At 58.2% G+C, this 26,247-nt stretch carries 22 protein-coding genes; 14 read left to right on the top strand and 8 right to left on the bottom strand.

Translation table 11 applies throughout. The annotated features are described in order from the left end of the window. Positions 1-2: 2 nt before the first annotated feature. The 13 genes from U0042_RS22760 to U0042_RS22820 all read left to right on the top strand — a co-directional run bounded on the left by U0042_RS22760 (position 3) and on the right by U0042_RS22820 (position 17,062). Positions 3-1,388, top strand: coding sequence for a phenylacetate--CoA ligase family protein (locus U0042_RS22760; protein ID WP_114809020.1), 1,386 nt, complete (start codon positions 3-5; stop codon positions 1,386-1,388). Continuing rightward, a complete protein-coding gene (locus tag U0042_RS22765; RefSeq protein ID WP_114809019.1) occupies positions 1,385-2,959 on the top strand; it encodes a polysaccharide deacetylase in 1,575 nt (524 codons plus the stop codon). Before U0042_RS22760 ends, U0042_RS22765 begins: the two co-directional genes overlap by 4 nt. Further along, positions 2,956-4,077, top strand: a complete 1,122-nt coding sequence (wecB, locus tag U0042_RS22770; protein WP_114809018.1) for a non-hydrolyzing UDP-N-acetylglucosamine 2-epimerase — start codon at positions 2,956-2,958, stop codon at positions 4,075-4,077. The genes U0042_RS22765 and wecB overlap by 4 nt, the downstream gene beginning before the upstream one ends. Beyond that, on the top strand, positions 4,070-5,314 hold the full coding sequence (locus tag U0042_RS22775; protein WP_114809017.1) for a glycosyltransferase: 1,245 nt from the start codon (positions 4,070-4,072) through the stop codon (positions 5,312-5,314). Before wecB ends, U0042_RS22775 begins: the two co-directional genes overlap by 8 nt. 12 nt (positions 5,315-5,326) lie before the next feature. After that, positions 5,327-6,298: a glycosyltransferase gene (locus U0042_RS22780; protein ID WP_114809016.1), complete on the top strand. Its 972-nt coding sequence runs from the start codon at positions 5,327-5,329 to the stop codon at positions 6,296-6,298. A gap of 70 nt (positions 6,299-6,368) precedes the next feature. After that, positions 6,369-7,508, top strand: coding sequence for a 2-deoxy-scyllo-inosose synthase (locus tag U0042_RS22785; RefSeq protein ID WP_114809015.1), 1,140 nt, complete (start codon positions 6,369-6,371; stop codon positions 7,506-7,508). 5 nt (positions 7,509-7,513) lie between these two features. Beyond that, positions 7,514-8,698 carry a glycosyltransferase family 4 protein gene (locus U0042_RS22790; RefSeq protein ID WP_114809014.1) on the top strand — a complete coding sequence of 395 codons (1,185 nt, stop codon included), beginning with the start codon at positions 7,514-7,516 and terminating at the stop codon, positions 8,696-8,698. Next, positions 8,695-9,456: an SDR family NAD(P)-dependent oxidoreductase gene (locus tag U0042_RS22795; RefSeq protein WP_114809013.1), complete on the top strand. Its 762-nt coding sequence runs from the start codon at positions 8,695-8,697 to the stop codon at positions 9,454-9,456. The genes U0042_RS22790 and U0042_RS22795 overlap by 4 nt, the downstream gene beginning before the upstream one ends. Positions 9,457-9,720: 264 nt before the next feature. Continuing rightward, complete coding sequence (locus U0042_RS22800) at positions 9,721-11,466, top strand: glycosyltransferase family 4 protein (protein WP_114809012.1); 1,746 nt, start codon at positions 9,721-9,723, stop codon at positions 11,464-11,466. After that, complete coding sequence (locus tag U0042_RS22805) at positions 11,454-14,018, top strand: glycosyltransferase family 4 protein (protein ID WP_114809011.1); 2,565 nt, start codon at positions 11,454-11,456, stop codon at positions 14,016-14,018. Before U0042_RS22800 ends, U0042_RS22805 begins: the two co-directional genes overlap by 13 nt. 88 nt (positions 14,019-14,106) lie before the next feature. Then, on the top strand, positions 14,107-15,138 hold the full coding sequence (gene gmd, locus U0042_RS22810) for a GDP-mannose 4,6-dehydratase (protein ID WP_114809010.1): 1,032 nt from the start codon (positions 14,107-14,109) through the stop codon (positions 15,136-15,138). Positions 15,139-15,198: 60 nt separating this feature from the next. Next, complete coding sequence (locus tag U0042_RS22815; protein WP_114809009.1) at positions 15,199-16,353, top strand: glycosyltransferase; 1,155 nt, start codon at positions 15,199-15,201, stop codon at positions 16,351-16,353. Positions 16,354-16,609: 256 nt separating this feature from the next. Further along, a complete protein-coding gene (locus U0042_RS22820; RefSeq protein ID WP_114809008.1) occupies positions 16,610-17,062 on the top strand; it encodes a glycosyltransferase in 453 nt (150 codons plus the stop codon). A 336-nt stretch (positions 17,063-17,398) separates the two neighbouring features. Here the strand turns inward: U0042_RS22820 and U0042_RS22825 are convergent, their stop codons facing one another. Beyond that, entirely contained in the window at positions 17,399-17,644 is a 246-nt protein-coding gene (locus U0042_RS22825) for a hypothetical protein (RefSeq protein WP_157977772.1), read from the bottom strand. On the opposite strand from U0042_RS22825, the gene U0042_RS22830 reads away from it, so the two are divergent. After that, positions 17,643-18,830 carry a hypothetical protein gene (locus U0042_RS22830; RefSeq protein WP_157977771.1) on the top strand — a complete coding sequence of 396 codons (1,188 nt, stop codon included), beginning with the start codon at positions 17,643-17,645 and terminating at the stop codon, positions 18,828-18,830. The genes U0042_RS22825 and U0042_RS22830 overlap by 2 nt on opposite strands. 24 nt (positions 18,831-18,854) lie before the next feature. Here U0042_RS22830 and U0042_RS22835 read toward each other — a convergent pair whose 3' ends face one another. The 7 genes from U0042_RS22835 to rfbH form a co-directional block, all read right to left on the bottom strand. Continuing rightward, the gene (locus U0042_RS22835; RefSeq protein WP_232833210.1) at positions 18,855-20,708 is read right to left on the bottom strand and encodes a sugar translocase; all 1,854 of its coding nucleotides are present in this window, start codon (positions 20,706-20,708) and stop codon (positions 18,855-18,857) included. A gap of 54 nt (positions 20,709-20,762) precedes the next feature. Next, on the bottom strand, positions 20,763-21,722 hold the full coding sequence (locus U0042_RS22840) for a glycosyltransferase family 2 protein (protein ID WP_114809005.1): 960 nt from the start codon (positions 21,720-21,722) through the stop codon (positions 20,763-20,765). Then, entirely contained in the window at positions 21,719-22,171 is a 453-nt protein-coding gene (locus U0042_RS22845) for a GtrA family protein (RefSeq protein WP_232833209.1), read from the bottom strand. Before U0042_RS22845 ends, U0042_RS22840 begins: the two co-directional genes overlap by 4 nt. Beyond that, positions 22,146-23,015: a transketolase family protein gene (locus tag U0042_RS22850; protein WP_232833208.1), complete on the bottom strand. Its 870-nt coding sequence runs from the start codon at positions 23,013-23,015 to the stop codon at positions 22,146-22,148. Before U0042_RS22850 ends, U0042_RS22845 begins: the two co-directional genes overlap by 26 nt. A 56-nt stretch (positions 23,016-23,071) precedes the next feature. After that, the gene (locus U0042_RS22855) at positions 23,072-23,878 is read right to left on the bottom strand and encodes a transketolase (protein ID WP_114809003.1); all 807 of its coding nucleotides are present in this window, start codon (positions 23,876-23,878) and stop codon (positions 23,072-23,074) included. Beyond that, positions 23,875-24,831, bottom strand: a complete 957-nt coding sequence (locus tag U0042_RS22860) for an NAD-dependent epimerase/dehydratase family protein (RefSeq protein ID WP_232833207.1) — start codon at positions 24,829-24,831, stop codon at positions 23,875-23,877. The genes U0042_RS22855 and U0042_RS22860 overlap by 4 nt, the downstream gene beginning before the upstream one ends. Before the next feature lie 102 nt (positions 24,832-24,933). After that, positions 24,934-26,247, bottom strand: a complete 1,314-nt coding sequence (gene rfbH, locus U0042_RS22865; RefSeq protein WP_114809001.1) for a lipopolysaccharide biosynthesis protein RfbH — start codon at positions 26,245-26,247, stop codon at positions 24,934-24,936.

The raw sequence follows: 26,247 nt of genomic DNA on the forward strand, positions 1-26,247 counted from the left end.
ACATGCGTGCTGATCACCCGATTGTTCGCTACGGCGAGTCGCTTTTTCTGTACCAGCCGTTCCGCCTGCTGAAGGGCGTGATGGGCGCGTACGTCGCCTATCCGATTGCGGAGAGCCGGGAGAAGCGCAGCGTGCGCCCCAAGGTGGCGGAATTGCGGCACCACTACGCGTTGCCGATGCCGGAGCGTCGTCAGATCGCGCTCGAGCGTCTTACGACTATTCTGCAGTTCGCCGGCGAGCATGTGCCGTACTACCGCGACCTGTTTCGGGCGAAGCAGTTCGATCCCGCCAAGGCCGGCAGGGACCCGCGCTATCTGGAGGAATTGCCTTATCTCACCAAGGACGTGATCCGGGAGCAGGGCGCAAGGCTTCTGTCTCGACCGCTTGAGGAAATCCGGCATCACGCGTGCAAGACGGGCGGTTCCACTGGCCTTTCCTGCACGATCTACTACGATCAGGAAGCGGCCGACTATTCGTCTGCGGTCACGTTTTACGCACGGCGCCGCGCGGGCAAGCGCGGCTATCGGTCCGAGCTCCATTTCGCGTGCCGCTTTCCCGATCAGGTGATTCCTGAGTGGCCGTCGCGCGAAGACTTCAAGTGCTTCGCGATGAACCGCAGCAACATCTTCTTCGACCGCATCGACGACGAGGGGCTGGAGGAAATCTGGCGCACGTTGAAGCGGCGCAAACCCTTTCTTGCGCACGGGCATCCGTCGACCATGTATGCGTTGGCGTGCTATATCGAACGCAAGTACGGCGGCGCAAAGGCTTTCGAAGTCTTCGAGTCGAGCGGCGAATTGCTGGAGGACAGCGCGCGCGAAGTGATCGAACGGGCGCTTCGGTGTCGCGTGATCAATCGCTACGGGCTCGCGGAACTCGGCGTGATGGCGTACGAGCTCGACGGCCATGAAGGCGGTTTTCAGATTCTCGAATCCGAAGGCTGGCCCGAGAACCGTCCTGTCGATACGGTTTCTGACGGCGGCGCGAGCGAGCTCGTTTTCACCGGCTTTCGCAACCGGCTGATGCCCCTGATCCGCTATGCGACGGGCGACCTCGCACACGTCGAAGATCGCGCCGACGGATTGTTCCTGACGGATGTCGTGGGGCGGATTCACGACGTTGTGCCGATCAATGGCGTGGCGCACGCGACGCACCATATCCAGGACATGCTGGACCATCGCGTGGGCGGCATTCAGGAATTCCAGATCGATCTGCGCACGCAACCTCCGACGTTGCGCATCGTGCTCGAGCCGTGGGCCAACGAGCAGGACACGACCGCGAAGCTGCGCAGCTACTGGCAAGACGCCTTCAGCATCGCCTATGTCGGCCACGACGACCTTGTGCGCGTGGGGCGCCGCGCAAAATTCCGCCATGTGGTGACGGCATGATCGGCGTTCTCTTTCCGGCTCCGTCGGACGAGGCCGGTCGACTCGTGCTGGCTGCGCTGCGCCGCTCGGTCAGCAGTGCGCAGGCAAACTGGCTGTCGTACGCGGCTCTGCGCGAGCGAGCGCCTGCCGTCATCGTCGCCATCGACGTGCCGGACGCCTGGGGCGCCGCCCTCGTCGAGTGGGTCGCTTCTTCACGCTCCAAACTGGTCGTGTTCGGTCGGCTGCCCGCGGCGCTCGCGCGCTATCTTGGTTGTGAGGAGCGCGCATGGCCTGAGCCACTTGCGTCGGCCGCGCGCAGCGCGCCGGCAGCCAGTCGTGAAGCGGCCGAGAGCGACGCTTCGGTTCGATATACGGCGCTGTCGGCCACCCTTGGCGGTCGCGCATGGGTGCGTCCGTTCGAACGCTTCGACTTTACCGACGAGTGGAACAACCTGGGCTTCGGCGCGATTCGCGCGGATGGATCCATCTGGGCCGTTCGTCAGCCAATCGACGTCCCTGAAGAGGCCCGGCTGGCATCGGTTCACGTGGGCGCCGAGCGACAGTTTTCCTACGCAGGTCTGTGGGACAAGGCCACAGCCAGCGTACTCTGGTTCAATCGTCCCGTTGGCCCTTGCGACTCGTTCGAGTGGCGGTTGATCGAGAACTTCCTGTCGGCGCATCGCGCCGGCGAACTTCACTGTCAGCCTGTTCTGAGCGAGATTCCGTGGGGTTACGATGCCGCGATCACATCTCGCCTCGACTGCGATGAGGATGTCGAGTCGGCGCGTCCGTTGTGGCAGACGTACCGACGCCTGGGTGTCCCGTTCTCGCTCGCGGTTCACACGTCGAATCTCGCGGACACGACTCATCACGCGATTCTTCGCGAGCTTGCAGCCGACCGCGACGCCGCGCTGCTTTCTCATACGGCCACGCACGCGCCCAACTGGGGCGGAAGTTACGAGGCTGCATGTGTAGAGGGCGGCGAATCGATGCGGCTGCTGCAGTCCGTGATCGGCAAGCCGGTTCGCTACGCCGTGTCGCCGTTTCACCAGAGCCCGCCTTACGCGCTCGAAGCGTTGTCCGACTGTGGCTACTCGGGCTGTGTGGGCGGAATCATCCGCAACGATCCGGAATTCGTACTGGCGCGAGGCGGCACGCTTGCCGGCATGCCGGAGGGCTTCATTGGACACAGCCAGCAGACGATGCTGCATGGCGATTGCATGCTGGCCTCGGGCGACCCCCTGGCCGTGTTCAAGCAGGCATTCGATCTGGCGTTCGAGACGAAGACGCTTTTCGGCTACCTCGACCACCCGTTCTCGGCGCGCTACCAGTACGGTTGGCCCAACGAACCCGTGCGCATCGACGCTCACGAAAAGCTGATCGCGTACATCGCTGGCCGCGCGAGCAAACCAGTCTTCCTCAATGAAGAGACGGCGCTGGATTTCCTGCTGGCCAAATCGTCGCTGCGCGTGATTGAAGAGGACGGAACGTTCCGTGTGCAATTGCCCGGCGAGCCGGGCACTGCGTTGCGCTTCGCGGTCGAGTTCCGTGGTGAATCGTTCGAGGTTGATCCAGAGGGGCGGCTGCGATGAAAGTGATGGTCGTACTGGGTACGCGCCCGGAAGTCATCAAGCTGGCGCCGGTGATCGAGGCGTTGCGCCCGAGGGTAGAGACCATCGTGTGCGCGAGCGGTCAGCACAAGGAAATGCTGGCGCAGGCGCTCGGCTTTTTCGGCATCGTGCCGGACATCAGTGTGGACACGATGAGTCCGGGGCAGTCGTTGAACATCCTGTCGGCGAAGCTGCTGACCGAGATGGACGGGGTACTCGAGCGGGTTCGCCCTGACTGGGTCGTCGTGCAGGGCGATACGACGACCGCCTTCTGTGCGGGACTGGCTGCGTTCCATCGCGGTATTGCGGTAGCTCACGTTGAAGCTGGACTGCGCACGCGTGATCTGGCGAATCCGTTTCCGGAAGAGGCGAACCGCAGCCTGCTCGCTCGCATCGTTACCCGCCATTTCGCGCCGACGGAACTCGCTCGCCAGAACCTGCTGCACGAGGGCATCGACGACGCGCGCATCGTTGTGACCGGCAATACCGTGGTGGATGCCATCATGCTGGCCCGGCAATCATGGGAGCAGGCGCCCGCGAGTCTCGCGTTGCCCAGGTGGGAGGGTGCGGAGCAGTCCCACATTCTGGTGACCTGTCATCGGCGTGAAAACTTCGGCGAGACGCTGCTGGGCATCTGCAAGGTGTTGCGCGACCTGTGTGGTCGGTATCGGCAATATCAGTGGGTGTTTCCGGTTCACCTGAATCCCGCCGTGCGCGAACCCGTGATGCGTGAGCTTGGCGCGATTCCCAATCTGGCTTTGATCGAGCCCGTGGACTATCCGTCGAGCCTTTACCTCATCAGCCGGAGCGTGCTCGTGGTCAGCGACTCGGGCGGCATTCAGGAAGAGGCGCCAACGTTCGGCGTGCCGGTGGTCGTAATGCGCGGCCACACCGAGCGGCGCGAAGGCGTGGATGCCGGATTTGCGACACTGGCCGGGCAAACGCCGGAAGGCATCGAGGCTGCCGCTGTGGCTTGGCTGGACAACCCGGAGCGTCGGCAAGCGCTGCGCAATCGGGCGAATCCGTATGGCGATGGCCGTGCGTCCGAACGCATGGTTGCGAGCCTGCTTGGGCAGCCGGTTGAGGTGTTCGGTGGCTGAGTCTGAGCACTTCGGGCCGCCCGCCCGCGATTGCGTTCTCTTTTCCACCGCCGACTGGGACGAGCCGTACTGGACGAACAAGCAGCACACCGCGCGCATTCTCGCGCGTCGCGGCTGGAGGGTGTTGTACGTCGAAAGCGTTGGTTTGCGCTCGCCGAAGCTGGCAAGCGGCAAAGACTGGGCGCGCATCTGGCGCCGGCTCTGGAGTGGCCTGCGGTCCAACTTTATTGCGCCGCCACAACGCGAGCGCAACGTGTGGGTGCTTTCACCGTTGATGTTTCCCGCGAAGCACCATTGGCCAGTGGTGAGCCGCTTCAATCAGGCTTTGCTGAGGTGGAGCCTCGCGCGGTTTGCGCGCCGTCACCGTTTTTCAGATACGGTGGTGTGGACGTATCATCCCTTCATGCTGGAGGCGGTCGAGACACTGCCTCACGGACCGCTGATTTATCATTGCGTGGACGATCTGGCGGCGATTCCAGGAGTTGACGTCGAGGCGTTCCACCGAGCGCAGCAACAACTACTGGGCTTGAGCGAAGCGGTATTTACAACGGCCGCGGCACTGCGCGATCAATGCCTGGCGTTCAATCCGAACACTCACTTTTTTGCGAATGTCGTGGATGCGCAGCACTTTGGACGCGCGCTCGAGCGCCGCGGGCCATTGCCGCATGATCTTGCTGCGATCGCCGGGCCGCGACTGGTCTATCACGGCGTATTGTCCGACTTCAAGGTGGATTTTCCTCTGATCGCCGCGGCGGCGCGTATGCGGCCGGACTGGCAATGGATCTTCATCGGTGAAGAGCGGGAAGGCCAGCGCAGCGCCTGGGTGTCGCAGTTGAAGGAGTTGCCCAACGTGCATTTCCTTGGCTACAGGCTTTATGAAGAACTGCCCGCGTATCTGGCCGGAATGGACGTCGGATTGTTGCCGACGCTGCTGAACGGCTATACGCGGTCGATGTTCCCGATGAAATTCTTTGAGTACCTGGCCGCTGGTCTGCCGGTGGTTTCAACGCCTCTCGATTTCACCAAAGACCGCTTCGATGGACTCGAAGTGGGGGAAACGCCCGAGGGGTTCGTGTCCGCAATCGAGCGTCAGCTGGCGCGCGGCAGGCTGACACCCGAGGAGTCCCGCGAATACGTGGGCGATAATACCTGGGATGTCCGGACCGTTAAAATGCTGGATTGTGTGTGGCGAGGATTGGCGAGCAGGAAGCCAGAGCAGCTTGCCTCGGAACATTAACTGGAGTATCGAATGAGCGATTCGCGCGTACTTATCACGACCTACCCTGCGGCATTTCTGCACCGCGGCGGCGGGGAGCTCGAGCTGGTCGATCTGCTGGCCAATCTTCGGCAGCTCGGCGTTCGGGCGGACCTTTACGGCCCGACCGCACAACCGCTGAACAAATACGACGTGGTGCTCCATTACTCGGTTGTCCCGACGGGCATGGAGTTCGTGCGTGAGGTCAAGGCCGCAGGCAAGAAGCTGGTCCTGATGCCGAGCCTGTGGTGGCTGAAAGAGCCGAGCCAGCAAGAGAAGAGCTCCGTTGCCGAGTTCTTCAGGCTGGCCGACGTCGTTGTGTTCAAGTCGAAGTCCGAGTTCGAGAACGTTGCCGCCCACGTGCCGCTCGAGGCGTCGAAAGTTGCATATTGCCGATGGGGCGCCGACTCCTGCTTCGAAGAACTGATCAGCGGCGATCTCTTCAAGCAGACGTACAAGGTCGACGAGTACATGCTCTCGGTCGGCATTATCGAAGAGCGCAAGAATCAGCTCGCGGCCATCCACGCGTTGCGCGACTCGAAGATTCCGCTCGTGTTTGTCGGCGACTATCGCGACCGCGAATATTACGAAGCCTGTGTGAAGGCTGCACCGCCGCACTTCAAGTTCCTGCCTTACCTGGCGCCGAAATCCGAGATTCTGCGTTCCGCACTGCGCGGGGCTCGCGTGTTCATCGAAGTTTCGCTTGAGCCCGCAGGATTCTCCGCGTTCGAAGCCGCTCTCGCGCGCGTGCCCATGGTGCTGTCGGCCGGGCCGTGGACGCAAGAGCATTTCGGCACCGAGCTCGTGCATCAGGTCGACCCTGTCTCTACCGCATCCATCCAGAAGGGCGTACAAGCGGCGCTCAATACGCCCGTATCGCCGCAACTGCAGCGCAACGTCCATAACCAGTATCTGATGCCGCAATGCCTCGAACCGCTGGTTCGCGTACTGGGCGTGCGGTCCTGACTGGAGCACGAGCGGGGCGGGCCCCGGAACCAACATTCATGTAGCACGGGCAGCCGTGCGCCAGAACCCTATGAGCGAACAAACAGTACGCAGCTTCAATTTCCATGCGGACAAGCGGCTGGAAAGCGAGGTGATCGTCCGGAAAGATTCCTTGCGTCATCTCGACGCAATGGGCGTCTTCGACCATATCCGCAAGGAATCCAAGCATTTGCTGGTGACGGACAAGAACGTTGAAAAGCTCTACCTGCGACGTGTGCTCGAGGGTATCGAGCGCTCCGGCCGTTCGGTACGCACGTTGATTGTTCCGGCGAGCGAAAGCTCGAAGAGCTTCAAGGTGTATTCCCAACTCGTCGAAAAGGCGCTGGACTACGGGTTCGACAAGCACTCCGTGATATTTAGTCTCGGCGGCGGCGTGGTGAACAATCTGGCAGGTTTTCTCGCCTCCACCTTGTATCGCGGCATCGGACTTGTGCATTTCCCGACGAGCTTGCTGTCCCAGGTCGACGCGGCAATCGACTTCAAACAGGCGATCAACTTCGATCACGGGAAAAACCTGATCGGAAGCTACTACCCGGCCTCGAAGATCGTCGTCGATCCGCTGGTTTTGCGTACCCTCGACGTGCGCCTGATTCGCGATGGCCTTGCCGAGTCCATCAAACATGCGATTTGCCAGGACACGAAGTTTCTGTCGTTCATTACTTCGAACAGCGAACACCTGGTCGATCCAGATTTCCTTGCCGAGGTCGTGACGAAATCGATCGAGCTCAAGCTCGAAGTCATGAGCGGCGATCTCGACTCGGACTACGACGAAACGCTGAAGCAATACGGCCACGCGATCGGTCACGCTGTCGAGCATTTGTCCGAGGGAGAGGTGTATCACGGCGAAGCCATCTCGATCGGCATGTGCGTGTCGGCCGAAGTGGCGTTGTTGCTGGGCTTGTCCGACGAAGAAACGGTCGAGATGCACTACGACGTGTTCAGCCGCATTGGCCTTCCCACGACGGTGCCGGAAGCATTCTCGCTGTCGGACCTTTGGGAGAAGATCCGCTACGACAAGCACTTTCTAAGTGGCAAGGCATACATGGGCCTTGTACGCACTGCCGGTGTGATGGCGCCGACCAATAACGGTAATTTCGGTCACTACATCGAACAGGCTGTCGTGTTCGAGGCGATAGAGAAGAATCGGCGTCAGGGAGCACGCGGACTCTGACCATCATGCAAGAAAGAACAATCCTTCGCGACCTTGAAGCGGTGCTCCCTTGGTGGCAGGACGTAAGGGTCTGTGCAGAAGACGCGCTGAAATCGCGACAGCCCTTGACGGGGCTGCGGGTGGCCATTATCTGCATCGATCTTTATCGGTTTGATTCAATTTCGTCATCCGCTTCGGAGCAGGCTGCGGTGCTCATAACCGCGGGTTGCGAGGTGCAGATCGTTTGCAATAACCATGCGGGCATTGACTCGCCGCTTATAAAGCCGCGCGAGGATTTCAATGCGGCGGATTACGATTGCGTGCTTTACCACTATTACGTTGGTGATCCGCTGCTCGAAACCGTATTGAACAATTCAACGCGTAAGGCGGTTTTTTATCAGGGAATTACGACGCCGCCGGAAGTGTACGCACCGTATTCGCCTGAATTTGTGGAAACCTGTCGGCAGGGCTTAGCCCAGCTTGACCGCCTCCAACGGTTCGACATGGTGATTTCCGGCTCCGACTACAACGTTGAGCAAATGCGGGCTGCGGGCCGGCAGGGCGAACGTAGGCCGGTCGCACGCATGTTCCCGCCTATTATTAGCGTTACTCGATTCGTGCAGACTCCGCGCAAACTAGGCCCTGTCCCGCGCAGAATATTGACAGTCAGCCGCATTTTTTCGAGCAAAAACGTTGAAGGCGTAGTCAGGTTTGCTGAGGCTTTGGTGCAGCGTACCAGGACGGCCACAAGGCTCACGATAGCAGGTGCAAAGTGTGAACCTTCTTATGTTGAACGCCTCCTTGCGGACATGACTACGGACCCTTTGCTTGAGGTCGATATTTGTTTGCGGGCTTCGGATGAACGAGTCCGAGGTTTTTATCAGCAAGCAGACATTTACGCATGCTTTAGTCATCACGAAGGGTTCTGCATCCCGCTTGTAGAGGCAATGGCTGCGGGTGTCCCCGTCGTTACCCATGCGCTAACTGCCATTCCGCAGACGATGGGTGGAAGCGGCGTAATTGTAGAGCCCTTCCAACATGAAGAGGCTGCGGAAAAGATATGGAGTGTTTGGCAGGATAGGAGCGCGCTGACTTCATTGGTGCTTGGGCAACAGGTAGTGTTTGAGCGCCAATACAAAGGATCCGGAATCGCCGGTAAGTTAATCGACGCGATCCGCGATCTCGTCGCTAGTCAGGGGGAGGCGAAGTGACCCATTCAAAGAAGAAAGTGCTGGTGACAGGCGCTGCTCGCGGTATAGGGCTTAGCATTGCCAAGACACTTGCGGCGAAGCAGTACGAGCTTGTTTTGCTCACGAGTAACGGCGTATCGGCTGACGCGTTACGCCGTGAGCTGTTGGTGGAGGAAACTAAGGCCACCGTCTTCCCGCTCGACCTGAGCGACCGGGATGCGATTGCGGATTTTGCTGCTGAATGGACGGAGCCGCTTTGGGGCTTGGTTAACAACGCCGGAATTTGCAAAACCTTTGGCATTCAAGATGTGGGCGATGATCCATTCAATGACGTACTCGCCACAAACCTTGAAGGGCCGTATCGGCTTACCAGAGGGTTATTGTCCCGAATCGAGCGCCCCGGTCGCATCGTCAATGTCGCATCGCAGTTGGGCCGGGAAGGCCGAGCAGGATATTCGGCGTATTGTGCATCGAAGTTTGGTCTGATCGGTATGACGAAGTGCTGGGCCAAGGAGCTGGGAGCTAGTGGCATAACGGTAAATGCCGTGTGCCCCGGATGGGTGGGAACAGAGATGTCGTTCAAGGACGTCGATCGGATGGCCGCAGAGCAGGGTGTGAGCGCGGAGCGCTTCTATGCGGAAGTTTGCGATCCACTTGAGTTGAAGCGTTTCAATACTCCAGAAGAAGTCGCTAACCTCGTCGCTTTTTTACTTTCAGAAGACGCTTCAGGGATAACAGGCAGAGATTGGATGATGCAAACCGTTTGGAACCAGCAGTAGACCGCTGGCTGTGACGCTCTATCCACGTCGAATTTGGGATCGGCGAAGGACTGCAGGCGTAACCGTTCAGGCCACGTTGATGCGCTGGCGAGAGTGAAGATCTTCGTCGTCGCTGGCTCACGGTTGGACAACGCAAAGTGCGATATCCCAGAGGCATGGGCGTTGGCTTTGCATTTGTGATGGGGCAACGGGCGAGGTATGTTGTTGGCTTCACTGTCCGCTTTGGCTTGCGTGGCTGGTCTCTGGCAGATTAACTGAGTTCATATGAAAGTATTGTTCAACACCTACCCCATGGCGTTTCATACGCCTGGTGGTGGGGAAATTCAGCTTCAGCAGTACCACAAGCACCTCGTTGAACGTGGCGTGCAGGTCAGTCTTCTCGACCTTTGGAATCCGCGCTTCAAGGATCATGAAGTGGTTCACTACTTCTCCTGCATGAGTGGCTCGCTGCACTTCTGTTCGTTCGTCAAGAGCATCGGGTTGCCGCTGGTGGTTTCGCCAAATCTGTGGATCACGGAAGAGTCGAAGGCGAAGTACCCCTTCGATGAAATTCGCCTCATTTTTGTGCTGGCTGACCGCGTGGTCTGCAATTCGAACGCGGAATGCGATCTTCTCGCGAAGGTGTTCAATATTCCTCGCGAGAAGTTTTTTACTGTCTACAACGGCATCGACCAATATTTCCTGCAACCGGTGGATGGCCAGCTTTTCCGGGAGCAGTTCGGCATTACCGGCAAGTTCGTCTTGAACGTTGCGAATGTCGAGCCGCGTAAGAATCAGCTTGAACTGGCTCGTGCGCTTAAGGCACACCCTGATCTGCAACTGGTGCTGATAGGGCATGTGCGCGACCAGGAGTACGCGCAGTCCTGTTTCAAGGAAGGCGGCGATCAACTCCGCTATATCGGACCGCTGAATCACGATTCGGACTTGTTGCGCTCCGCGTATGCGGCGTGTTCGGTGTTTGCATTGCCCAGCGTGCTCGAAACGCCTGGCCTGGCCGCACTGGAAGCCTTTGCTTGCGGAGCCCCGGTGGTCGTGACGTCCGAAGGGTGTACGAAAGAGTATTTCGGTGCAGGCGCAGCCTATGTCGATCACGCCGACACCGCAGGCATAGCGGCCGCAATCGCGCGTTGTGCGGATGCGCCGCGTAGTTTCCTTTCCACGATCGTCGCCAGCGCCAATTTCACATGGGCACGTGTGGTCGAGCGCCTCGCGTCGCTTTATGACGATCCCGTTGGATTGCCGGACACGGACAGTCTGTTGAGCGGTTTTTTCGACATCGAGAGCGACGGAAACTCCCACTTCGCGTGGACAAAAGAGAAGGCCAGCTTCGAATGCCGTCCAGGCGCAATTAGCGGGATCTGGCGGACCGAGGTCGGAGGCACCGTTGAAATTCGGATCGACGGTGAACTCGCGCATCGATACGTCGAAGTCCCGGCAAACTGGGCGTCGTTCCGCATCGTTGTTCCTCGCAAAGATGGCACTCCCCTCCGGAACGTCACCATCGAGTTGACGGAGACTTCAGGTCTGCCTCGGTCGAGCCCACGTGCCGTTGCTTTGCGTGACGTGCAGTTCATGGAGGCGTCGGCTCCCGGCTTCGAGGAGATGGCGCTTCTCGATGGACTCTTGCAGGGCAGCAGCGGCTTTTATCCCATAGAAGTGGATCCTTACCGTTGCTTCGCCTGGACCGGGACCCGTGCCAGTTTCCGTTCGCGGCCGGGTCAACTGGACTTTGTCTGGCGATCGGCGCAAAGCGGTACGACCGTCGATGTACTCATCGACGGTAAGCCGATGTTGGCGCATACGCCGGTGGGCGAAGACTGGAGTCACGTGAGTCTCGTCATCGAGCCTGTCAAAGGGAGTTCGACGTCAGAGGTGACGTTTGTCGTAAGCAGGCCGCGACACGCATCTACGACTGATTTGCCGTTCGGCGTAGCGGTGGGCGAAGTTCAATTCCAACCCAGGGTCGACCAGGGCCCGATTTCCGATGCGGGAGCGTCATGCGTATCGTGATCGATCTGCAAGCTGCGCAAAGCGAAAGCAGATTCAGAGGCATCGGAAGATATTCGCTGTCGCTTGCTTTGGCGATGGTGGCAGATGCTGAGCGCCGCGGGCATGAGGTCTACATCGTGCTCAACGGCAAGTTCCCGGAAACCATCGGGCCGCTGCGAACCGCATTCTCCGGGTTGTTGGGCCAGGAAAGGATCGTGATTTTTTCCGGTCTTCCCGAAACGGCCGGAGCGATTCCCGGAGGCGGCTGGCGCGCCCGTGCCTCGGAACTCGTGCGCGAAGAGTTTCTCGCAGCGTTGAAGCCAGATGTCGTCTACGTATCGAGCCTGTTCGAAGGTTGGGGCGATGAATCGATTGTGGCCATCAATTCTGGCTTGAGCCGACTGCCTACTGCCGTCACGTTGTATGACCTCATCCCGTATGCGATGAGTGATGCTTACCTGGTGGACCCCGGGTATCGATCGTTTTATCTAAGGAAGTTAGAGTTCCTTAAAAGGGCCGACTGTCTGCTCGCGATATCGGAACATTCGCGCGTGGAAGCCATCGACCTGCTGCAGATTCCTGCCGAACGGATTGTCAATATTTCCGCGGCAATCGGTGAGCAGTTCGCGCCGGTCCAACTTCCCGCCGACGCGGCGCAGCAGTTGCTCGCCCAGTACAACATAAGCGGTCCGTTCGTTTTATACGTACCGGGAGGATTCGACCCGCGCAAAAACTTCGATCGGTTGATCGAAGCATTCGCGAGCCTGCCTTCCAGTGTGCGGGACGGTCTGCAGCTTGTTATAGGCAGCAAGGTGCCCCCAGGAATGGGCGAAGCACTCGACGCGAAGGCAGCCAGCCTTGGGCTTGAGCCCGATCAGCTTGTGCTGACAGGCTACCTGCCGGATGACGAGCTCACAGCCATTTATGGACTGTGCCGATTTTGCGTGTTTCCTTCGTTACACGAAGGATTTGGTCTGCCGGCTCTCGAAGCGATGGCCTGTGGTGCGCCCGTTATGGCGTCGAACTCTACAAGTTTGCCGGAGGTTGTGGGATGTGAAGAGGCGCTGTTCGATCCTCTTTCCGTTGCAGACATAGCGCGCGCGATGCTCAGAGGCCTGACGGACGAAGAGTTTCTTGAGAGACTCAAACGCCATTGCGCCACACAGGTCAAGAAGTTCTCGTGGGAGCGTTCCGCACACCTTGCGCTGGATAGGCTCGAAGAGGCGTTTGTAGCTGCAAGCGCGCCGATGTCGCGTATCGGTGATGGCGATGTCGCCACCGCGTACGAACGCGTCATGGCTGACATGACGCGACTGGCGGCAGAAGCGCATCTCGATGCTTCAAACCGTGATCGCATTTCGCTTAAGGAGTGTCTGGAGTTGAACAAGCAGGTTATCAACGGCGTGTGCGGTGATCGGCAATTGTTGGTCGACATCTCGGAGCTGGTTACCAAAGACGCGAAGTCTGGCATACAACGGGTCGTGCGAAGCATCCTTTTGCGACTGCTCGAGCATCCGCCTGCGGGTTACCGTGTTGAGGCGGTTTATACGAAAGACGGTCACGGGCTGCTCTATGCCAAAGCGTTCGTGGCGCGGTTCCTTGGCCAATCGACCGAAGGCATACAGGACGTTCCCATTACGTTTGGCAAGGACGACGTATTTGTCGGGCTGGACCTTACGGCGCACCTGTTTCCGGCGTTGAACGAGACGTTGCGATACATGTACGAAACGGGCGTCCAGATTCATTACGTCGTGTATGACCTGACCCCGTTGATGAACACGCGGTGGCACACGCCCGGAATGACGCAGGCGTTCACTTACTGGATAGATGGATTGGCGAACTACGCGCACAGTCTGGTTTGTATTTCAGAAACCGTAGCAAACGATGTAGGCCGATGGTTCGTCGAAAAAAGAGCGGGGATGGGCAGGGTGCCGCACATTATCCATTTTCATCTGGGCGCAGATATCGGCAACAGTCAGCCGACGGTTGGTATGCCCGAGGACGCGGTGCCGGTACTCGACGCTCTCAAGACCTCTCCAAGTTTTCTGATGGTTGGTACGGTAGAGCCGAGAAAGGGTTACGCTCAGACGATCGATGCATTCGAGCTTCTTTGGTCGAAAGGCGAAGAGGTCAACCTCGTGATTGTTGGCAAGGCGGGGTGGCACGTCGAGGAACTGGTTGAGCGTTTGCGCGACCATCCGCTTCGTGGCAAGCGGCTGTTCTGGCTGGAAGGCATTAGCGACGAGTATCTCGAACGCGTGTACGAGACCTGTTGCGCGCTGATTGCGGCTTCCGAATACGAAGGGTTCGGCCTGCCGCTCATCGAAGCGGCCCAACACAAATTGCCGATCGTCGCGCGAGACATTCCGGTATTTCGGGAAGTGGCAGGCGGTTACGCATACTGGTTTAGTGGAGCGGATGGTGCTTCGTTAGCCCAGGCTCTTTCCGGATGGCTCGACCTTTATCGTAACGGCAAGGTGCCGGATTCCTCGGACATGCCGTGGCTGACGTGGGAACAGAGCACTCATCAACTGCTGTGCCGTGTTGACGTACTAAACGACGATAAACCGTGATACGCACACGCCGACGGGACCGGCCCGCATAGCCGGGCTCGTTGGCAACCACATCGAACAACTAGGTCAATTTCTTCGAGTATTTCTTATGAAAGCAATCATCACTGGTATTTCCGGGCAGGACGGTGCCTATCTCGCGCAACTTCTGCTGGAAAAGGGTTACACGGTCTACGGTACGTATCGCCGGACGAGTTCGGTCAATTTCTGGCGCATCGAGGAACTGGGCATCCAGAATCATCCGAGCCTGCATCTGGTGGAGTACGACCTGACCGACCTGTCCACGAGCATCCGCCTTTTGCAGCAGACTGGCGCCACTGAGGTCTACAACCTCGCGGCCCAGAGCTTCGTTGGGGTGTCGTTCGACCAGCCGGTTACGACGGCGGAGATCACGGGTATCGGCCCGTTGAACCTGCTGGAGGCCATTCGTATCGTCAACCCGGCGATCCGGTTCTACCAGGCATCCACGTCGGAAATGTTCGGCAAGGTCCAGGCCATTCCGCAAGTCGAAGAAACGCCGTTCTATCCGCGCAGCCCGTACGGTGTTGCGAAGCTCTACGCACACTGGATTACGGTGAATTATCGCGAGTCGTATGGAATCTTCGGCTGCAGCGGCATTCTGTTCAATCACGAATCTCCGCTGCGTGGCCGCGAGTTCGTGACGCGCAAGATTACCGACTCCGTGGCCAAGATCAAGCTGGGTAAGCTGGATGTACTGGAGCTGGGCAATCTCGACGCAAAGCGGGATTGGGGTTTTGCGAAGGAGTACGTGGAAGGCATGTGGCGCATGCTGCAAGCGGATAAGCCGGACACCTACGTATTGGCGACGAACCGCACGGAAACCGTGCGCGACTTCGTGACGATGGCGTTCAAGGCCGCCGATATCCGGATTGTGTGGCAAGGCGCGGGCGAACAGGAGACCGGCGCGGATGCCGCCACGGGCAAGACGGTCGTGCGGATCAATCCGAAGTTCTACCGTCCCGCAGAGGTCGAACTGCTCGTGGGGAACCCCGCCAAGGCGGAGCGTGAACTCGGATGGAAGCCGCAGACGACGCTCGAGCAACTGTGCGAAATGATGGTGAAGGCCGACCTTCGTCGTAATGAAGTCGGCCATTCGTTCTGAAGTGGCGATTGCTCTGACGGGCGGCCACGCCGCTGCTTCTTTCGCCGAGGGACTCAAGGCGTGAAGGTGCTCCATGTCTACCGCACCTATTTCCCTGATCCGCCCGGTGGTTTGCAGGAAGCAATCAGGCAGATCAGCCTTGCCACGCGCGAGTGCGGTGCGGACCCGAAGATCTTCACGCTATCGCCCCATCCGGAGCCGCAGGAGGTAGCGTTTCCGGAGGGGAACGTGGTCCGCTCGAAGTCCTGGGCCGCGCCGGCATCATGCGACCTTGGAGGCTTCGATTCGTTGCGTGAGTACCGTCGCCTGGCGCAGTGGGCGGATGTGCTGCATTTCCACTTTCCGTGGCCGTTCGGCGACGTTTTGCGCCTCCTGGACACAAGCGGAAAACCTGCGGTGATGACGTACCACTCGGACATCGTTCGCCAGCGCATGTTGGGCTATGTGTATGGTCCGTTGATGCGCCGGATGCTGGCTTCGATGTCTGCTGTCGTCGCGACCTCGCCTGCGTATGCGCAATCGAGTCGCGTACTGACCGAGGCGGTACGACCCGACCGTCTGCGCGTGATTCCCCTCGGCATCCGCGATTACGCAGACAGCGAGCTGTCGAAGCGGTGCGGGCCGGACCTCCTTGCCCGATTGCCGTTAGGGACCAAGCCATATTTCCTGTCCCTTGGCGTGTTGCGTTACTACAAGGGACTCCATGTACTCGTAGAGGCTGCGTCGTCCATTCTCGCCAATCTGGTGATCGCGGGATCGGGCCCGGAAATGGAAAGGTTGAAAGAACTGGTTGAGCGGAGAGGTGCCAAGAATGTCATCTTTGCAGGCCAGGTGACGGACGAAGAGAAGATCGCGCTACTGAAGGGCTGCCGGGGGCTGGTGCTTCCTTCGCAACTGCGTTCGGAAGCGTTCGGAATGGTATTGGTCGAAGCCTCCATGTTTGGCAAGCCGATGGTCTGTTGTGAAATCGGTTCCGGCACGTCCTATGTCAATGAACATGGGGTGACTGGAATCGTCGTTCGGCCAGAAGCGCCGCAGGAGTTGGCGCAGGCGGTAAACATCCTGCTTGAGGACGAGGGGCAGGCGAGGCGTATGGGGCTGGCTGCCCGAACGCGGTACGAGAGGCTGTTTTCGGGGCCCGCGCTGGGGAAAGCGTACGTGTCGCTGTACGAGGAAGTGTTGAAGGCAACGGTGAAGATGGGCGGTGGCTGTTAAACCCGTGCACTCAATCCGGGCCGAAGCCGCTTCATATAAGCGCCGATTTCCACACGTTACTGCGAAGAGACCCATGCGCATCATCGTTGATCTCCAGACGGCCCAGAATGACAGCTCGTTTCGAGGCGTCGGTCGCTACTCAAAATCCCTTTTAAGAGCCATGTGCCTCTCGCTGAGGCACATGGCCACGATGTGTGGCTGTTACTCAACGGGAACTTCAGTGAGACCATAGAGCCGCTCATGAAGGAATTTGCCGATGTCGTTCGGGCTGCCTGTGCTGGAGGCGCTGGCATGTGGTGCACCGACAATAGCGTCCAACACGAGCAGCTTGCCCGAGGTAGTCGGATTGGACGAGGCGCTGTTCGATCCCCGTTCAGCACAAGACCTTGCCAACAAGATGTTGCATGCGCTGGCGGATGTGGAATTCGCCGCGAAATTGCGGCGTAACGGGCTCGCACAAGCCAGGCGATTCTCGTGGCAGCGGTCGGCCACGCTGGCGTTGGAGGCGATCGAGCGAACCTTCCGGCCACGGGACTACTCCCCGATCAATTACAAGGACGAACACGGATTCGTCGACGCCGTATTGGCAGCACTATCTGCCCATCAACCTCGAGTGACGCCGATGCGACAAGACATTGATCTTCTTCGAGATAGCGCCAAAAAAGCCTGGGCGGAACTACGGCGTCTGGAAGGCGGGCCAGTTCGCTGAGCATCCAGGCTCCTTAGGGCGATGCTCTCGAGGCCGCTCGATGATGATGGTCGGGCTCACTCTCAACTAGCCGGGCGATCTACGGCATGCCATATACCGCGTGGGTGCATCGCGCTCGGTCGCGCCGCAATGACGATCTCTTTATCCTCGCGGCAATAGCTCCCGTCCAAAATCCAGGTGCGCTCGCCCTAAGCAATCAAAGGCTTTGGGAACGCCTCATTCCGCTTGCGCAACATGCGGTATAGCGACCTCGTTGTGTGGCATCACAGGATCACGCCGAAATTACGATACCGGTCACTTCCAGATTCTCGCAGATGGGCGACTGTGTAGCGCCGCTCATGTCAAGTAAATCGCCATTGATACTGACGCCACGTCCGATTCCTCGACGTAGTTCGGAAGGCATTCCATTCCTCTCGCTTCGAGGCCTCCTGCTGCGCCGCGCGACTGCAGGAGAATTAAAGTCAATGTACATTTCAGCCTTCGAGTATTTGTTCGATCTACACGGGCTTCCACATAAATGCGGCGAGCGCTGCCGCGGTATTTTTTGCCGAAGGGGCGAAGAAAAATGAGTATTTTTTTCATGCACATTCCGAAAACAGCGGGAACGTCGATTACCGCCGTGCTCGAAGACAATATATCCGTTGTCGATTCAATGATAATGAAAAAAATAAGGAATTCGTATTATAACAACTGCATTGATTATTCGCTCTTGACGGCGGCAAAAGTCGTCGCAGGCCATATTCCAATGTCAGTTGCTTCGCTTATGAGCGGGCCGGTCAGGAAAATCGTGTTTTTGAGGGATCCCGTAGATCTGTCGATTAGCACGTTCAATTATATGAAGAAGCTTGGTGAGATAGACCAGTCGGAGGATTTGGTCGACTTTATCACGTCGCCTCGTGGAGAGTGCATCAAGAACATCCAGACTAAGTGGCTCTCCAGTTCATTTTTGCCAAGCACGCCCACTCACCGAGAGTCTATGCATTTCGAGTTCGGGCGAAGTGTTGAGAAGATGAGCTTCGTAATTGATGATGCGGTGCTGAAAGAGGCGGTGAAAAATGTGGATGACCTTGAATTTGTGGGAATCTTTGAGCAAATGGAACGCTCGATTGCGTTGATGTGCGAAAGATTTGATTTCGGAAGAAGTCCGAATTCTATTGCTCTAAACGTGGGTGTGTACAGCAAGACTCGCAACGAGCAATTGACTGCGCTATTAAAAGATGAAAATAGATTTGATATGGAACTCTATCGTTTTGGCAAGGAAAGATTTGAGTCTTTCGACGTATCAGGGGGGCTTGGTACGGCTTCCGCTTCTTCGGAACGGTTGGCGCCTTACGCATTTATAGACATGGACGACTCGATCCGGCACAACGGATTTCATTTGCGGGAGATCTGGCCTCATTGGTACGGCGTAAGATGGACCACCGGTGCGTCCGAGATATATCCAGCATGCGAAATTATCCCGGGCGTTGAGTACGTCTGTGAATTATCGGTGTTGTCAATTATTTTGCCCGACGACGCATCGAATGTGCAAATTCTAATCAACGACACTCCGTTGAACTATGTTCTCATGGAGGCCGGTGGCGTTTGGTACTATCGCGGAATTTTCTGTTTTGAGAGCGCGGTTTCGCGGCCGAAGCTGGAAATTGTGGTGCCATTTGCCACTAAGCCATCCGCAATTGGAATGTCCGCAGACGATAGAACCTTGGGGCTGGCCGTTAAATCAATTAAATTGATGCCGCTGGAAAATTGTGCAGTTAATTTTCGCTGACCCCGGGTTATCGACAAAACGTACTCACCTGGCTACGAACCCGGCGCGCGTTATGATCTGGTCCACGGAGAGGCCTGCTGGCACCGGCGCCACAGCTGCTCCGTTTCTGGTCAGTTCATAGAAGATTTGCTGTTTGTTGCCGCTGATCAGGTCGGGTGGCCCGCCGAGCAAGCGCGTCAATTCGGCTTCGATTGCGGCACCACCGTCTGCATAGCCTCGACGGTCTATATAGATTCCACTAAAACCGATCCGCCTCGCAACCTCGATCTGACGCTCGAGGGGTGCCTCGGCGAGCGCGCGGAAGAACAGGTCAGCGGCGCGTCCCTTCATGGCACCGTAGCTCCACCCGAGCGATGCAGAATGCAGATACCCGCGCGCCTGATCGTAAGATTGCACCCCGCCTACGGAGAGGGCCTCCGGAAACCGGACATAAGGCAGTTGATAGATCGCACTACCCTTGGGGCTCTCCTTCTCTATTGCGCCGATAAATCTCGCATCGTTCAAATATTCGGCCCGGGTTGCGTCATTGCAAGCCTGGCAAGGCGGTGTTGTTTGATCCCAGATGGCGATAGCGCAAAGAATTGCGCCAATACCACCAATGGCCGGCCACGTTGCGCGCAGACGCGGCGCATATCGTTCAATGCCTAGCTGAGTGATAAGCATCGCCGCGCAGATTGAAGTAAATGCAATGAATACGCTTACCCGGTTCCATGCCCGAATCATTGGGCTAATTAAAATACTGAAGAGCACCGATCCACCGCCAATTGTGCAAAACAGAACAAGAACGAAAGTAATGGCAGCAAGAAAATACAGGCGCTCGTCACGTCGTTGCTCTTTCCCCGGCGCAATCAGTGCGAGCAATAGTGCCAGAAAGCCGACGCTACCAATCGCCCCAAGCGAGGCCGTTTCGTTTTCATTGACGAGCGGGAAGGTGGTCGTGTATTTCTGGGTCAATTCCGCAAGGGGCGCCATGCGATGTCCGACGCGCGGCAACAGCAACTGCGTAATCTTCAATCCATAGAGCTCTGCTTCGGATGGATTCCTCTGGGCCACCTCGGTATTGATCCCATGTCTGGCCCGATCGGCTAGATTCGGCGCGACGTTCGCTACAATGCCGATTGTTACGATTGCGACCGCCAATATGCCGGGAAATATGGAGATGATCGACCGCACGCGCAGATATTTGCAGAGTGTTGCAGCCAGAAAGGCGAGAACACCGAAAAAGGAGTAGTAGACTCCGAAGCACGACAAGACCAGAAGGGTGGCTACGTGCCCAATTTGTCCGGACAGGCCGCGGGATTTGTCGGAAGAGAAGAGATTCCCAATGTATATTTTATAGGCGTACCAGATAAATAACGGCGCAGGGAAATACCATGTGTAAAACAGATGGGGCAGGCGTAAAAAATGGAACGGCAGCATAGTAAATATGAAGCCGGCCGAAAAACTGAGCGCGCGTGACAGGCGAAAGCGCCGTGCAACAAAATAGGCGCTCAGCGCATTTAGTGGAAACCCGATGAGATAGTAGATATTGAGCGCGGTGGCTGCGCTTCCCGACAGGACACCAAACACCTTTAGCGCGGCGAGGCTTCCCGAATCAGGGATGGGGTAATCGTAAAGATAAGAGCCAAATGGCGCTCCCATTGCGCTGCTATGGAAGACCCAGAGATTTTCCATAAGACGCTTGATCACGAGGAGCATCAGTAGCCCATCGCCGTTGTAGATCAGCGGAACGCGAATATCAAGTTGGCTCCCACCCATGAGCATCCAGCCAGCCACCAACGAGAATGCGCCCAGCGCACATGGTGCGACCAACGACAAACCTTTGCTCTTTTCCGGTGAGCGGGTGCTCGGCGAATCCCCGAAGGCGAAGTCTGTCACGAGATCTAGCCTCTTGTTTGTAGTGCTGCGGGTGTTGGTTGATCCACTTCGGCGCTACTTGGCGAGCGACGCGGGAGAGTCGGCGGTGGAGTTGATCCGCTCCCTCTCTACCACCAACGGCCGCTTTTGCGCATACGTCAGAATCGCGCCAACGTACTCGCCCAGCAAGCCGATAAAAAACAGCTGAACAGACGAGAAGAAAAACAAACCAATGAGCATCGGTGCGCTGCCCATTGAAAAGCTGTTCCAGTACAGCAGTTTGAGCACCAGATAAATGAACGAAACGCAAAGGCTAACGCCCGAGAGGAAGAATCCGGCAATGGTCGCGAGGCGCAACGGCACCTTGGAATGCGACGTGATGCCGAGCATCGCAATATCGTACAGCGTGTAAAAATTGTTCTTCGAAATGCCGCGCTTGCGTCTGGGTTGCACGTAAGGCAACTGGATTACATCAAAGCCGATCTCGCAGACCAGGCCGCGAAAGTACGGATAGGGATCGTCGATCTGTCGCAGGATCTCAATCACCTTGCGATCGTACAGACCGAAACCGGTGAAGTTCTGGATAAGCTTCACGTTCGCGATACGCGTAACGAGGCGGTAGTACATGCGGCGCAGCGCGAAGAACAGCGCTGACTCTTTCGCCTCCGGCTTTACGCCGATCACGATCGGTGCGCCGGCAAGCCAGTTCTTGACGAACTCACGCATCAACTCCGGCGGGTCCTGAAGATCGGCCACCAGCAGAATGACCGCGTCGCCCGTCGCTTGCAGCAAACCATACATGGGCGAGCGAATATGCCCGAAATTTCGCGCATTCACGATGACGCTCACGTTCGGGTCCGCTGCCGCGATGCTGCGCAACTTGCTTACCGTCGTGTCGGTAGATGCGTTGTCGATGAAGAGATGGTCGTAGGTGACTTCAGGGATAGTCGCGAAAATACGGCGCGTTTCGCTATACACCGCCTCCACGTTTTCCTCTTCGTTGAAACAGGGAGTGACGACCGTGATGTGCTTCATGGCAAATTGAAAACGAACCGGCGATTGAGAATAAAGGCTAGCAGGCTGAGGGGAACCAGCGTGATTGCATTAGCGACGTAAACGTTGGCACCCAGACTCAAAAGCAGGCGCACGCCTCCCAGGTTGACGAGGTAGATGACACAGTAGACACCTACGAAGCGCCAGAAACGCGACCGCGGTGCGCCGTCAAATACGAGCCGTCCTACGCTCTGGAAGTTGAACAGCACGCCACCAATGGTTGCGAGCCCGATCGCAACTGGGTACGTCAAACCTATAAACGTAAATACGGCGAAGAGCGAATAGCCGAAAACCGTGTTGAGGCCGCCTACCACGAGAAAGCGGATCAGCTGATAAACGGTCTTCACGGCCGGCTCACGGTCTGACGCTGCGCTGGCACCGGCGGGTGTTCCGTCTGCCATGTCGTTATCGCTTGTATTGGATGCTTGCATCGAGCGCGCGCCTGATCTGTTTTTCCACCGCCTCGGGTGCGAGGCCGTGGCTTTCCATCAGGAAAGGATAGTTGCCGCACAGCGTGCTGAATTGATCCGGAATACCGACGCGAACGAACGTTCCGAGGTACTGCCCCATGAGCGTTTCCGCGACTGCACCGCCAAGGCCGCCGTAGATGGAGTGCTCTTCGAACGTGACGATTGCCTCACGTCCCTCGGCCAGCTTGCGCAGGGAGGCGGCAGGGAACGGTTTCAGGCATGGCACTGAAACCACGTCGGCATTCCCTATCGCGGCTGCGGCCTGTTGAGCCAGCTTGACGCCCGACCCCGTGCCGACGAAGAGGTACGACGCACCGGTATTTGTCACCGGGATCAAATCGCCGCTCGCCCAGTCCGTCAAGGGGCCGCGATGGACATCGCCAAGATCGGCTTTGCCCATGCGGAGATAAGCGGGCCGCGAGTTCTCAAGGATGTGCTGGGCACACGCGGTGAGCTCGAAGCGATCACATGGCGAGTAGATAGAAATCTGCGGTACGGCGCGCAGGGCAGCAATATCTTCCGTACTTTGGTGGCTCGTACCCAGTTGAGCGTAAACCACGCCGGCGCCGTCTCCGATGAAGGTGACAGGCAGATTCTCGTAGCACACGTCGATCTTGATCTGTTCGAGCACGCGAATGGGCACGAACGCGGCAAGGCCGTAGACGATCGGGCGGAAGCCCGCTTTCGCAAGCCCTGCTGCCACGCCAACCATGTTCTGCTCGGCAATGCCGCAATTCAGATATTGGCCCGGGCAGGCTTTCCGGAATGGATCGAACAGCGCGTAGCCATGGTCACCGGTGAGCAAAAGTACCTTGGGGTCTTTTTACGCGGCAGCCACAAGGGCGTTCGAAAATGCGTCTCTCATGCCTTGCCTCCAAGTTCGGCAACGGCCGCCTCATACGTCTTGGGGTTGAGTCGCGTGTAGTGCCAGATATTGTCGTGCTCCATGAACGACACGCCTTTCCCTTTCACGGTCTTCGCGATCAGCGCTTTGGGCCGCCCGTTCTTGCGGGTCTTCAGATCGCTGTATGCCCGGTCGATCGCGAACTCGTCGTGGCCGTCTATCGTGAGCGCGTCGAAATCGAAGGCCGCAAACTTTGCAGCGATATCGCCGAGGCCCATGACCTCGTCAGTTGTTCCCATGGCCTGAAAACCGTTCGCGTCGACGATGACGATAAGGTTGTCGAGCTTGAACTGCGTAGCAAACAGGGCGGCTTCCCAGATGGTGCCCTCGTTCAGTTCACCGTCGCCCACCAGGGCATAGCAGATCTGGTCAGTGTTATTCCGTTTGGCGGCAAGCGCGAGCCCCACGCCAACGGACAAGCCATGGCCAAGAGAGCCGGCGGTGACTTCCACTCCCGGCACGTGCGCATCCGCGAGCCCTTTCAGCCGCGTGCCGTTGCCGAAATAACGCGCAATCTCGTCGTCCGGCAACCAGCCAATCTCGTGGAGGCAGGCGTATTGCGCCATGACGCCGTGGCCTTTGCTGAGCACCATGTAGTCGCGCGTTGCGGACCGCGGATTAGTCGCGTCGAAGCGCAGATGATTGCGGTAGAGCACCGCAAGCAGTTCCACAATTGAAAACGCGCAGCCGATATGAACCGTCGAACCTGCAAATGCCATATCGAGAACAGTCTTGCGGATTCGGGACGCGTCGAACTTTCTCATGCTGTGACCGCCACGCGGCTCCAGTTGATCGTCTTTGACAGAGCGCATTCTAAGGAAGTGAATTCGTCGACACCGAGAGCGGTGCGCGCCTTCGTCGTGTCAGGTATGTATCGCGGCGGTGGGCCGTCCTTCGCCTGGGCCCGCGGCATCGCCGCGAGTGGCGAACCGCACAGCCGTTCGACCGCGCGTGCGAGTTCGATAATCGAAATCTCGTGTTCGGAACCTACGTTGTACGCTGCCCCTCGTTCGCCCCGTTGCAGAATCCGTAACAGCCAGACACAGGCGTCCGCCATGTACAGATAGCTGCGCAACGGTCGTCCGTCGCCATTGATGGCGATCTGCTGTCCTGCCAATGCGTCGCGAATGAAGTTGCCGGCTGCGAACGGGCCGTCAAGCGGAATGGCGGGGCCCAAAAGCGCGTAGATGCGGGCAATCGAAACCTGCAGGTCGCCATGTTGACCGTACGCTGCCGCAAGCCATTCGGCGGCACGTTTGCTCTGACCGTATGCCGTGTCGACGTCGAGAGGATCAGGCGCGCCGGAAAACGTCTCTGGCGTGCGAGCGAGCGTGGCGGGCTGTGTGCCATAGACGGCGCCGCTCGACGTCAACAGAAACCTGGAGGCGCCGTTGGCCCGCGCAAGATCCAGCATACGCCGTGTGCCGATTACGCCCGTATCGAACACGCGCAACCGGTCGCCGGCCTTGGTGGTATCCGCGACGTCTGTTGCGGCATGAATGCACAGATCGATGGCGCCAACGTCGGCCTCAAAGTTCACGACGTCACCCGCGATGAGCGTCACGCCGGGGACATCGAAAAGATGCGGTGCCTGCGCGCGTGCCCGGTCCGGCTCGCGGCTTAGCGCAACAACCTCGATGCCGCAGCCTCTTAGCCGGTTCGCATGCTGTATGACCTCGAGCAACCATGACCCGATGAAGCCCGTTGCGCCGGTCATGAAAAGCCGCGCGCGGTCGAATGCGGACCACACGTCGGCGGTTTGCTCGACGATGAAGTCCAGATCTTCCTGTGGCAGCGGCTTTCGCATGGTTCGAGACTTTTAGAAGTTGACGCCCAGGAACGTTTCGATCTTTTCCACGATGAAGTCGAGCATTTCGCGGTTAAGACCCGGATACACGCCAACCCAGAACGTTTGGTTCATGACGATATCCGTGTTCGTCAGCTCGCCGCTCACGCGGTATTCGCGACCGATCATGTAAGGCTGGCGCGTGAGATTGCCCGCAAACAGCAGACGTGTTCCGATCTTGTTCTGGTCGAGATAGGACAGCAGATCGACACGCCGGAAATCGGCTTCCGGCTTCAGCGTGATCGGGAAACCAAACCACGACGGCACGGAATTGGGCGTAGCGTGCGGCAGGATCAGGAATTCCTTGCAGCTCTGCAGCTTGTCGTGAAGATAGGCGAAGTTGTCGCGCCGGGCCTGAATGAAGCCTTCAAGCCGGTCCATCTGTGCAAGGGCACACGCCGCCTGCATGTCGGTGATCTTGAGGTTGTAGCCCAGGTGCGAATACGTGTACTTGTGATCGTAACCTTCGGGCAGGTTGCCGAGCTTCCAGCAAAAGCGCTTGCCGCAGGTGTTGTCCTTTCCGGGCGCGCAATAGCAGTCACGGCCCCAGTCGCGGAACGATTCGGCGATCAGCTTGAGATCGGGATTGTTGGTGAATACCGCACCGCCTTCGCCCATCGTGATGTGATGCGCGGGGTAGAAGCTGAGCGTGCCGATGTCGCCGAAGGTACCGACCAGCTTGCCGTCGTAGGTAGCCCCGAGAGCGTCGCAGCAGTCTTCGATCAGCCACAGGTTGTGCTTCTTGCACAGCGCCGTGATGACTTCCAGGTTGTACGGATTGCCCAGCGTGTGCGCCAGCATGATCGCCTTCGTTTTCGGCGAAATGGCCGCTTCGATCTTGCTTGCGTCGATGTTGTACGTACCCAGTTCCACGTCCACGAAAACGGGCACCGCCCCGAACTGGAGAATCGGATTGACCGTAGTGGGGAAACCTGCCGCAACGCCGATGACTTCATCGCCTTGACGGATGGCGCGATCGCCGAGTTTGGGCGATGTGAGCGTGGAGAAAGCGATCAGGTTGGCCGACGAACCGGAGTTCACCGTGATCAGATATTTGACGCCGAGAAATGCTGCGAGCCTCTTTTCGAATTCCTCATTGAAGCGCCCCGTGGTCAGCCACCCGTCGAGCGACGCTTCGACCATCAGTTCCATCTCTTTCGCGCCAATCACCTTGCCGGACGGCGGAACGACGGTTTGTCCGGGCTCGAACGCGCGCGGTTGGGTGGCGAGCTCGCCGTATTGCTTGACGAGCTGGATGATCTGTTCGCGGATCTGATCTTTGTTCAT

This window comes from Paraburkholderia kururiensis, assembly GCF_034424375.1.
Lineage (GTDB): Bacteria > Pseudomonadota > Gammaproteobacteria > Burkholderiales > Burkholderiaceae > Paraburkholderia > Paraburkholderia kururiensis_A.

What these genes read in the sequence shown, in the direction of transcription:
- U0042_RS22760 (WP_114809020.1), top strand. Translation starts at nt 3, where the DNA reads ATGCGTGCTGATCACCCGATTGTTCGCTACGGCGAGTCGCTTTTTCTG.
- U0042_RS22765 (WP_114809019.1), top strand. Translation starts at nt 1,385, where the DNA reads ATGATCGGCGTTCTCTTTCCGGCTCCGTCGGACGAGGCCGGTCGACTC.
- wecB (WP_114809018.1), top strand. Translation starts at nt 2,956, where the DNA reads ATGAAAGTGATGGTCGTACTGGGTACGCGCCCGGAAGTCATCAAGCTG.
- U0042_RS22780 (WP_114809016.1), top strand. Translation starts at nt 5,327, where the DNA reads ATGAGCGATTCGCGCGTACTTATCACGACCTACCCTGCGGCATTTCTG.
- U0042_RS22785 (WP_114809015.1), top strand. Translation starts at nt 6,369, where the DNA reads ATGAGCGAACAAACAGTACGCAGCTTCAATTTCCATGCGGACAAGCGG.
- U0042_RS22790 (WP_114809014.1), top strand. Translation starts at nt 7,514, where the DNA reads ATGCAAGAAAGAACAATCCTTCGCGACCTTGAAGCGGTGCTCCCTTGG.
- U0042_RS22800 (WP_114809012.1), top strand. Translation starts at nt 9,721, where the DNA reads ATGAAAGTATTGTTCAACACCTACCCCATGGCGTTTCATACGCCTGGT.
- U0042_RS22805 (WP_114809011.1), top strand. Translation starts at nt 11,454, where the DNA reads ATGCGTATCGTGATCGATCTGCAAGCTGCGCAAAGCGAAAGCAGATTC.
- gmd (WP_114809010.1), top strand. Translation starts at nt 14,107, where the DNA reads ATGAAAGCAATCATCACTGGTATTTCCGGGCAGGACGGTGCCTATCTC.
- U0042_RS22820 (WP_114809008.1), top strand. Translation starts at nt 16,610, where the DNA reads ATGTCGTTCGGGCTGCCTGTGCTGGAGGCGCTGGCATGTGGTGCACCG.
- U0042_RS22830 (WP_157977771.1), top strand. Translation starts at nt 17,643, where the DNA reads ATGCACATTCCGAAAACAGCGGGAACGTCGATTACCGCCGTGCTCGAA.
- U0042_RS22825 (WP_157977772.1), bottom strand. Translation starts at nt 17,644, where the DNA reads ATGAAAAAAATACTCATTTTTCTTCGCCCCTTCGGCAAAAAATACCGC.
- U0042_RS22840 (WP_114809005.1), bottom strand. Translation starts at nt 21,722, where the DNA reads ATGAAGCACATCACGGTCGTCACTCCCTGTTTCAACGAAGAGGAAAAC.
- U0042_RS22845 (WP_232833209.1), bottom strand. Translation starts at nt 22,171, where the DNA reads ATGCAAGCATCCAATACAAGCGATAACGACATGGCAGACGGAACACCC.
- U0042_RS22855 (WP_114809003.1), bottom strand. Translation starts at nt 23,878, where the DNA reads ATGAGAAAGTTCGACGCGTCCCGAATCCGCAAGACTGTTCTCGATATG.
- U0042_RS22860 (WP_232833207.1), bottom strand. Translation starts at nt 24,831, where the DNA reads ATGACCGGCGCAACGGGCTTCATCGGGTCATGGTTGCTCGAGGTCATA.
- rfbH (WP_114809001.1), bottom strand. Translation starts at nt 26,247, where the DNA reads ATGAACAAAGATCAGATCCGCGAACAGATCATCCAGCTCGTCAAGCAA.